The organism is Streptomyces sp. CC224B, assembly GCF_030010595.1.
In the GTDB taxonomy this organism is placed as follows: Bacteria; Actinomycetota; Actinomycetes; order Streptomycetales; family Streptomycetaceae; genus Streptomyces; species Streptomyces longispororuber.
On record NZ_JASCXL010000113.1, the window covers coordinates 22,851 to 30,384 of the forward strand.

At 71.1% G+C, this 7,534-nt stretch carries 6 protein-coding genes; 1 reads left to right on the forward strand and 5 read right to left on the reverse strand.

The features are described 5' to 3' along the window. Positions 1-509: 509 nt before the first annotated feature. Positions 510-716: a DUF397 domain-containing protein gene (locus QK440_RS33005; RefSeq protein WP_282796927.1), complete on the reverse strand. Its 207-nt coding sequence runs from the start codon at positions 714-716 to the stop codon at positions 510-512. Further along, positions 713-1,585, reverse strand: coding sequence for a helix-turn-helix transcriptional regulator (locus tag QK440_RS33010; RefSeq protein WP_282796928.1), 873 nt, complete (start codon positions 1,583-1,585; stop codon positions 713-715). Before QK440_RS33010 ends, QK440_RS33005 begins: the two co-directional genes overlap by 4 nt. 403 nt (positions 1,586-1,988) lie before the next feature. On the opposite strand from QK440_RS33010, the gene QK440_RS33015 reads away from it, so the two are divergent. After that, positions 1,989-2,558, forward strand: coding sequence for an ATP-binding protein (locus QK440_RS33015; protein ID WP_282796929.1), 570 nt, complete (start codon positions 1,989-1,991; stop codon positions 2,556-2,558). A 225-nt stretch (positions 2,559-2,783) separates the two neighbouring features. Here the strand turns inward: QK440_RS33015 and glgB are convergent, their stop codons facing one another. From glgB to QK440_RS33030, 3 genes are all read right to left on the reverse strand, one after another. After that, on the reverse strand, positions 2,784-5,528 hold the full coding sequence (gene glgB / locus QK440_RS33020) for a 1,4-alpha-glucan branching enzyme (RefSeq protein WP_282796930.1): 2,745 nt from the start codon (positions 5,526-5,528) through the stop codon (positions 2,784-2,786). 84 nt (positions 5,529-5,612) lie between these two features. After that, positions 5,613-7,064, reverse strand: a complete 1,452-nt coding sequence (locus QK440_RS33025; protein WP_282796931.1) for a maltokinase — start codon at positions 7,062-7,064, stop codon at positions 5,613-5,615. A 134-nt stretch (positions 7,065-7,198) separates the two neighbouring features. After that, on the reverse strand, positions 7,199-7,534 hold a 336-nt coding region (locus QK440_RS33030), incomplete at its 5' end, for an alpha-glucosidase C-terminal domain-containing protein (RefSeq protein ID WP_282796932.1).

Consider the following 7,534-nt stretch of genomic DNA (forward strand, 5'->3'; position numbering starts at 1 on the left):
CTCCGGCTCCTTCCCGGGAGGCGGCCTGCCGAGGAACCCTCAGCAACAGGACCACCTTCCAACCTTCCGTGCTGACATCCGTCCTCGCGGAACTGCCCAGGGTTCCCGTCGATGACGGTGGTCCCCGCACGCGCGGGGACCACTGCCTTCAGCTTATTGCTGGACCTTGGGGGGCAGGGACCACCCCCGCACGCGCGGGGACCACAGGTCGTCACCTGGCCTTTTAGGCGAGCGGTGGTGCGTTTTTACTTACTCCTTCAGATAGCGACATTCCCGCTTGAACTGCGCAAACCGTCAGCAAGTGCCGCAACATTCTCGACCTACGCAGCAGCCTTCGGAGGGCGAACCTGCAGCACAACCCTATGTCTGTGGGGGCTGCGGGGCGGTAGCGACCACACGGCGACGGCCGGGTGGAACTGTTGGCTGGTTCGGGATGTGACGCGAAGCGCTCGTTGCTTCTTGTCGGGCCCACCCCGGGTGCCGGAGGGAGACATTCGTGGCGGTGTGGTTCAGGGGCGGAGCCCGTGCGCGGTCAAGCCTCGTATGAAGCTGTCCCAGCCTTCTCGGGCGAAGACGATGACGGGGCCGGTGCGGTCCTTGCTGTCTCGTGCGGCGACTGCGCCGGGCACGGCTGCTATCTCGACGCATTGGCCTTCGCCACTGCTGTAACTGCTACTGACCCAATGGGCGTTGGCGAAGTTGGCGCGGGTGTTCATGCGGTCTCCAGTTCTCGGGTTCGCTCGTGCCTCGTCCTGGCGATCAGAGCAAGGGAGTCGTCAGGACTCAGGGCGAGCGCCTGCAGGTCGTCGAAGATGCCGGTGTAGCGGTCGATGTCGGCGGGCGTTTCCAGGAAGCTGTCATTGGCCATCGAGTCGATGTACACGATCTGGCCGTCCTCGGGGTCGGTGAAGGACAGCACTACAAAGGAGCCGGGCATCCCCGGATGTGCCCCGGCCTCCCAAGGAATAACTCGCAGGCTGACGTGCGGCAGGCCGGCCGTCGCTTCGAGCCGTTGCAATTGCTCTGCCATGACTCGCGGGCCACCCACTTGCCGGTGCAGTGCGGCCTCGTCCATGATCGCCGTGAGTTCCAGCGGGTGCTCTTCGGCCAACACCGCTTGACGGTCCATGCGGGCCTTGACCCGCTGTGCGACGTCTCCCGGTTCGGCGTGGGGCAGGTGCCCTCTGATGACGGCATGGGCGTAGGGCTCAGTCTGGAGCAGGCCGGGGACGTACAGCGCCTCCCAGTTGCGGATCGTCTTGGCCTCCGCTTCGAACTGGATGTAGGCGTTGTACTCATCGCGCAAGGCGTCGTGGCATGGCCGTAGCCAGCCTTGGGTCTCGGCGCCCTCGTGCAGGGCGATGATGCGTGTGCGCTGGTCGTCGCTGACTTCATAGGCGTCGAGCAGCGTCAGCAGAGTGCGCATCTGCGGTCGGCCTTCAGGCTTTTCGATGCGGTACAGCGTGGCCGGGCTGACGCGCGTCCGTGCTGTCACGTCGTCTTGGCTGAGCCCGGCGGTTTTCCTGGCCCGCTTGAGTTCCGACGCCAGTCGGCGGAGGCGGACCGTTGGTGGCCTTGCGGTCACGCTCGCATCCCTTCATCCCTACATGAGCGGTCGCGGCGAGTCTCGCTCATGCAGGGTCTGGTCGCCAAGCATGTCTCGAATGAGGGGACTTCATTTGAATGGATTGCAGAAGACTCCCTCTCGGCTCAAGCTGAGACGAGACGGCAGCCAAGCGTGACGAGGTCGTAGCCCTGAGTTATCCATGCCCTGCTGGGGTGGGGCTTGTGGGAACGGCGCCGTGGGGCCTTCGCGCTTCCGTCGTGTGCTTGTCGCGGTAAGCGAATCGCGCGCCTGTGGGCGCGGCCCTGATCGACTGAGAGGACCGACTCTTGACCCTCGTGATGTATGTCCTTGAACGTCTGTTCCCCGGCACCGGTAGCCGCAGACTGCCCGCCTGTCGGCGCTGCCGGAAGGCGGGCGCGCTATGGACGGTCTGACGTACTGGTTTCGGCACGCTGCGGAGCCCAAGGCCGTTCCGTTGGGGCGTCGGTTCGTCAAGCTGGTGTTGAACGACTGGGGACTTGAGTACCTGACCGAGCCCGTGACCCTGATCGCCTCCGAGTTGCTGACCAACGCGGTGCAGGCCACGGGCACGAAGCTCGAACTGAGCGGTCAGGAGCGCGAGGTGCTGCCGTTCGTCGCTGTGCGGCTGCGGGTGTCCGACGTGGCACTGGTGGTCGAGGTCTACGACGTCAGCCGCGCGCTTCCCCGGATCGGAACGGCCGCACCTGATGCCGAGGGCGGGCGGGGCCTGCCCTTGGTGGAGTGGTTCAGCGTGCGGTGGCAGGCGTACCGCCATCCATCGGGGGGGCAAGGTGGTGTACGCGGTGCTGCCCCTCGTGCCGCCGCCGGGGACAGAGACAGAGGCGCAGGCCGAGCCGACCCCGGAACCGCCACAGACCGCAATGCCGGAGCCGCTGCCGATCCGGGACCGCGAGTCGTGCGGGAAGAAACCCTTAGCCCAGCCGGATGCCGCGCTACTGAGTCGACTTGAGCGGCTCCTGGAACGCAGACTCAGGGATCATGTCGCCCTTCGGACGTGAGCGAACGTAGTGGCCCTGGGGACTGCCTGTCCCCTCGGGTCGCCGTGGACAGGTGCGTGGTGGATCTTCTGGACTGTGCCCGTCAGGGTTCAGGTGCTCAAGCGGGACCGGTCGACACGGGTCTTGCCCGTGCAGCCGCCCAGGGCGCAGCTCCCTAGCCCAGCTCAGCCCCCCCGCTAAGCCGGCCGCAGCCACACCGTGGCCAGCGGAGGCAAGGTGAGGCGGAGGGAGGTTGGGTGGCCGTGGGTCGGGGTGGGGTCGGGTTTCAGGGGGTGGGGGTTGCGGATGTCGCTGCCGCCGTAGGGGGCGGCGTCCGTGTTCAGGAGTTCCGACCACGCCGCGAACTCGTCCGGCACCCCGATCCGGTACTCGTACCGCACCACGGGGGAGAAGTGGGAGACGCAGAGGACGGGGGCCGTCCCCTCCGGCCCGTGGCGCAGGAACGCGAAGACGTTGTCCTCGGCCCCGTCCCCCTCCACCCACGCGAAGCCGCCCGGGTCCGTGTCCCGCTGCCAGAGTGACGGGTTCGCCGCGTAGTGCGCGTTCAGGTCGCGGACCAGGTCGCGTACGCCCCGGTGGTCCGGCTCCGCGCCGTACGCCGGGTCGAGGAGCCACCAGTCGGGGCCGTGGCTCTCCGACCACTCCGCGCCCTGCGCGAACTCCTGCCCCATGAAGAGGAGTTGCTTGCCGGGGTGCGCCCACATATAGGCGAGGTACGCCCGGTGCCCGGCCCGCTGCTGCCACCAGTCGCCCGGCATCTTCGACACCAGCGACCGCTTGCCGTGCACGACCTCGTCGTGCGAGATCGGCAGCACGTAGTTCTCGCTGTACGCGTACACCATCGAGAACGTCATCTCGTTGTGGTGGTACTTGCGGTGCACGGGCTCGTTGCTCATGTAGCTGAGCGAGTCGTGCATCCAGCCCATGTTCCACTTCAGGCCGAAGCCCAGGCCGCCGAAGCCGCCCGGTCCGACGTGGTGGGTCGCGCGGGTGACGCCGTCCCACGCCGTGGACTCCTCCGCGATCGTGACCACGCCCGGGCAGCGCCGGTACACCGTCGCGTTCATCTCCTGGAGGAAGGAGACCGCGTCCAGGTTCTCCCGGCCGCCGTGGACGTTCGGCGTCCACTGCCCCTCCTCGCGCGAGTAGTCGAGGTAGAGCATGGACGCGACGGCGTCCACGCGCAGCCCGTCGATGTGGTACTCCTCGCACCAGTAACAGGCGTTCGCCACCAGGAAGTTGCGCACCTCCGCCCGGCCGTAGTCGAACTCCAGCGTGCCCCAGTCGGGGTGCGCCGCCCGCATCGGGTCCTCGTGCTCGTACAGCGGACGCCCGTCGAACTCCGCCAGCGCCCAGTCGTCGCGCGGGAAGTGCGCCGGCACCCAGTCCATGAGCACGCCGATACCGGCCCGGTGCAGCGCGTCCACCAGGTACTTGAAGTCGTCGGGGGTGCCGAGCCGGGCCGTCGGCGCGTAGAAGCCGGTGACCTGGTAGCCCCAGGAGCCGCCGAAGGGGTGCTCGGCGACCGGCAGGAGTTCCACGTGGGTGAACCCAAGGTCCGACACGTACGCGGGGAGTTGCTCCGCCAGTTGGCGGTAGGTGAGGCCCGGCCGCCACGACGGCAGGTGCACCTCGTACACCGAGAACGGCGCCTCGTGCACGGGGACCTCGGCCCGGCGCCGCATCCACTCCTCGTCGCGCCACACGTGGTGCGAGGCGTGCACGACCGAGGAGTTCGCGGGCGGCACCTCCGTGCGGCGGGCCAGCGGGTCCGCCCGGTACGTCGTACTGCCGTCGGGCCGGGTGATCTGGAACTTGTACAGCTCCCCCTCACCGACCGACGGCACGAACAGCTCCCACACCCCGCTGCCGCCCAGCGACCGCATGGCGAAGCCCGTACCGTCCCAGTAGTTGAAGTCCCCGACCACGCGGACACCGAGCGCGTTCGGCGCCCACACCGCGAAGCGGGTGCCCGTGGCGCCCTGGTGCGTCATCGGGTGCGCCCCGAGCGCCTCCCAGAGCTGCTCGTGCCTCCCCTCGCCGATCAGGTGCAGGTCGAACTCGCCGAGCGTCGGCAGGAACCGGTACGGGTCGTGCGTGTCCAGCTCCGTCTCGGCGTAGGTGACGTGGAGGCGGTAGTCGGCCGGTACCTCGCGCAGCGGCAGCACCACCGAGAAGAAGCCGTCGCCGTCGTCGAGCAGGTCGGCCCGGACGTCGTCGGCGACGACCGTGACGGCGCGCGCGTACGGCCGCAGGACGCGGAAGGCCACCCCGTGGGTCACGGGGTGGGCGCCGAGCACCGTGTGCGGGTCGTGGTGCGTGCCGGAGAGCAGCCGCACGCGGTCCGCCTCCGGCACGGGGGAGACCGGCACGGGGAGGGGCGCGGGCGCCACGCCCTTCTCGCCGCCCTCTCCGATGCCCTTCTCGGCACCTTCTCCGACGTCCTCGACGCCTTTTCCGATGCCCTTCTCGACGCCTTCTCCGACGTCCTCGACGCCCTTTCCGGTGTCCTTCTCGGCGCCCTGTCCGACAGGGGCCTGTCCGACAGGGGCCTGCCCTGTGGGGGCGTGCTCACCAAGTGCCAGCTCGGCGCGGGCCGTCGGCCGTGTCCGCTCCCTCGCCGCCGCCGGGATGTCCTTCGGCGGTGCCGAGTCCCCCTTCGCCGGTGCCGGGATCCTCGGTGCGGGCTTCCCCGTCTTCGTGGCCTTCCCCGCTTTCCCCGCCTTCTCCGCCTTCCCTGCCTTCGCCGGTTTCGCCGTCTTCGCGGGCTTCGCCTTCCTGCCGCTCGTCCCGGGCTTGCCCGGTGTGGCCGTACGGGCCGGATCCGCGGTCCCGGGCCGCTGGGCCGGCGGCGCGGGCGGGGGTGTGGCCTCGGGGCGGGGGTCGGGCTCGGGCGGCGGGGGCGTGGGGCGGCGGGTCACGGGTGCGGCCTCCTGTCGGGACGGTCCAGAGGGGCGGCTTGGCGGGGGGCGCGGGACGTGGGACGCGGACGCGGGACGCGGGGGTCAGCGGAAGTCGTCGGGGCGGCAGGCCGTGTCGGGGTCGCGGGACGGTGCGGCGGCGTCCGCCGCGAGCTGGTCGAGGGCGGCGAGCGGCACCGGCAGCCAGTCGGGCCGGTGCCGGGCCTCGTACACGGCCTCGTAGACCGCCTTGTCGGTCTCGTGGGCCCGCAGCAGGACCGGCTCGGTGCGCGGGTCGCGGCCGCTGACCTCGGCGTAGCCGGTGCAGTACGCGGCCCGGCAGGCCTCGGCCCACGCCGGCGCCCAGGGGCGGCAGGAGCGGGCGGCGTAGTCGAAGGACCGCAGCATGCCCGCGACGTCGCGGGCGGCGGGCTGCGGCAGGCGGCGCTCGGCGAGCGGCCGGGCGGGCTCGCCCTCGAAGTCGATGAGCTGCCAGTCGCCGGACGGGGCCCGCAGGCACTGCCCGAGGTGCAGGTCGCCGTGGACGCGCTGGGCCGTCCACGCCGCGCCGTTGCCGGCGCCGAGGTCCGCGAGCGCCTGGTACGCGGTGCGCAGCGCGGGCTCGTACGGGCGCAGCGCGGGGACCGCCCGCGCGGCGGCCTCCAGGCGGTCGGTCATGCCCTGCGCGAGCAGCTCGACCTGGGCGCGGCCGAGCGAGACGGTGGGCAGCGCCGCGGCGAGCGCGGCGTGCACCTCGGCGGTGGCGCGGCCGAGCGCGCGGGCCTCGGCGGTGAAGTCCTCACCCTTGGCGAGCGCCCGCAGGGCGAGCTCCCAGCCGTCGGCGGCGCCGCGCACGTACGGCTGGAGGACGCCGAGCACGAGCGGCTCGCCGGCGCCGTCGGCGGTCAGCCAGGCGGACGGCGCTGGCACGCGGGCGCAGCCCTGCCGGGCGAGGGCGAGCGGGAGCTCCAGGTCGGGGTTGACGCCGGGCACGACCCGGCGGAACAGCTTGAGGATGAACGAGTCGCCGTACACCAGCGAGGAGTTGGACTGCTCGGCGGCGAGCGCCCGGGGTGCGAGGTTCGGGGGTATCTCCGCGTGCTCGGCGCGGGCGAACCGCAGCGTGCCGAGCCGCCCGGGTATCCGCAGCCGCTCCAGGAGCAGCGCGGCCAGGCGCGGGTCGCCCAGCGCCTCGTAGACGGTCCGCCCGGCGAGCGGTCCCTCGGCGACGTGCCCGATGAGCGCGGGCGCGAGCCGGGGCGGCAGCTCGGCGCGGACGCCGACGAGGAGCTGGTAGCAGTCGGCGGGCAGCTCGTGGTCCAGGGTGGCGTCCGGTCCCGCGAGCAGGGGCTGGCGCACCCGCACGAGCAGGTGCAGCAGCCCGAGCTCCGCCTGCGGCGGAAGGAGTTCCGTCGCCGACACGAGCTGGAAGTCCGTGACGGGACGGCCCTTGCCCGCGAACCACCGCTGCCGTGGCAGCCACCCGCGCAGCAGCGGGTCCAGCGACGCGAGGAGCGCGCCTGCGTGGGCACTGGGGCGGGTGGCGGCTTCCGACATGGTCGCGTCCTTTCCGCGCCGCGGACAGGGAGGTGCCGAAGGTGCCGGGCAAGGGGCGTGCCGTGTGCGAGTGCCCTGTGCGGTGCGTCTTACGCCCCTCGCGTGGGCGGGTTCACACCACCGTCACGGTGACCTTACGCCGGGTCCTCGCGCAGCCGGAACCAGTAGAAGCCGTGGCCCGCGAGCGTCAGGAGGTACGGCAGTTCACCGATGGCCGGAAAGCGCACCCCGCCGATCAGCTCCACCGGATGGCGTCCGGCGAAGGCCCGCAGATCGAGCTCGGTGGGCTGGGCGAACCGGGAGAAGTTGTGCACGCACAGCACGAGGTCGTCGCCCTCGCCGTCCGTGCCGGTGGCGGGGGCCTCCCGCAGGAAGGCGAGAACGGCCGGATTCGACGAGGGCAGTTCGGTGTAGGAGCCGAGGCCGAAGGCGGGGTTCTGCTTGCGGATCTCGATCATGCGCCGGGTCCA

Excerpts from the sequence above, each read along its gene's own strand:
- QK440_RS33025 (WP_282796931.1), bottom strand. The coding sequence starts at position 7,064 with ATGTCGGAAGCCGCCACCCGCCCCAGTGCCCACGCAGGCGCGCTCCTC.
- QK440_RS33005 (WP_282796927.1), bottom strand. The coding sequence starts at position 716 with ATGAACACCCGCGCCAACTTCGCCAACGCCCATTGGGTCAGTAGCAGT.
- QK440_RS33015 (WP_282796929.1), top strand. The coding sequence starts at position 1,989 with ATGGACGGTCTGACGTACTGGTTTCGGCACGCTGCGGAGCCCAAGGCC.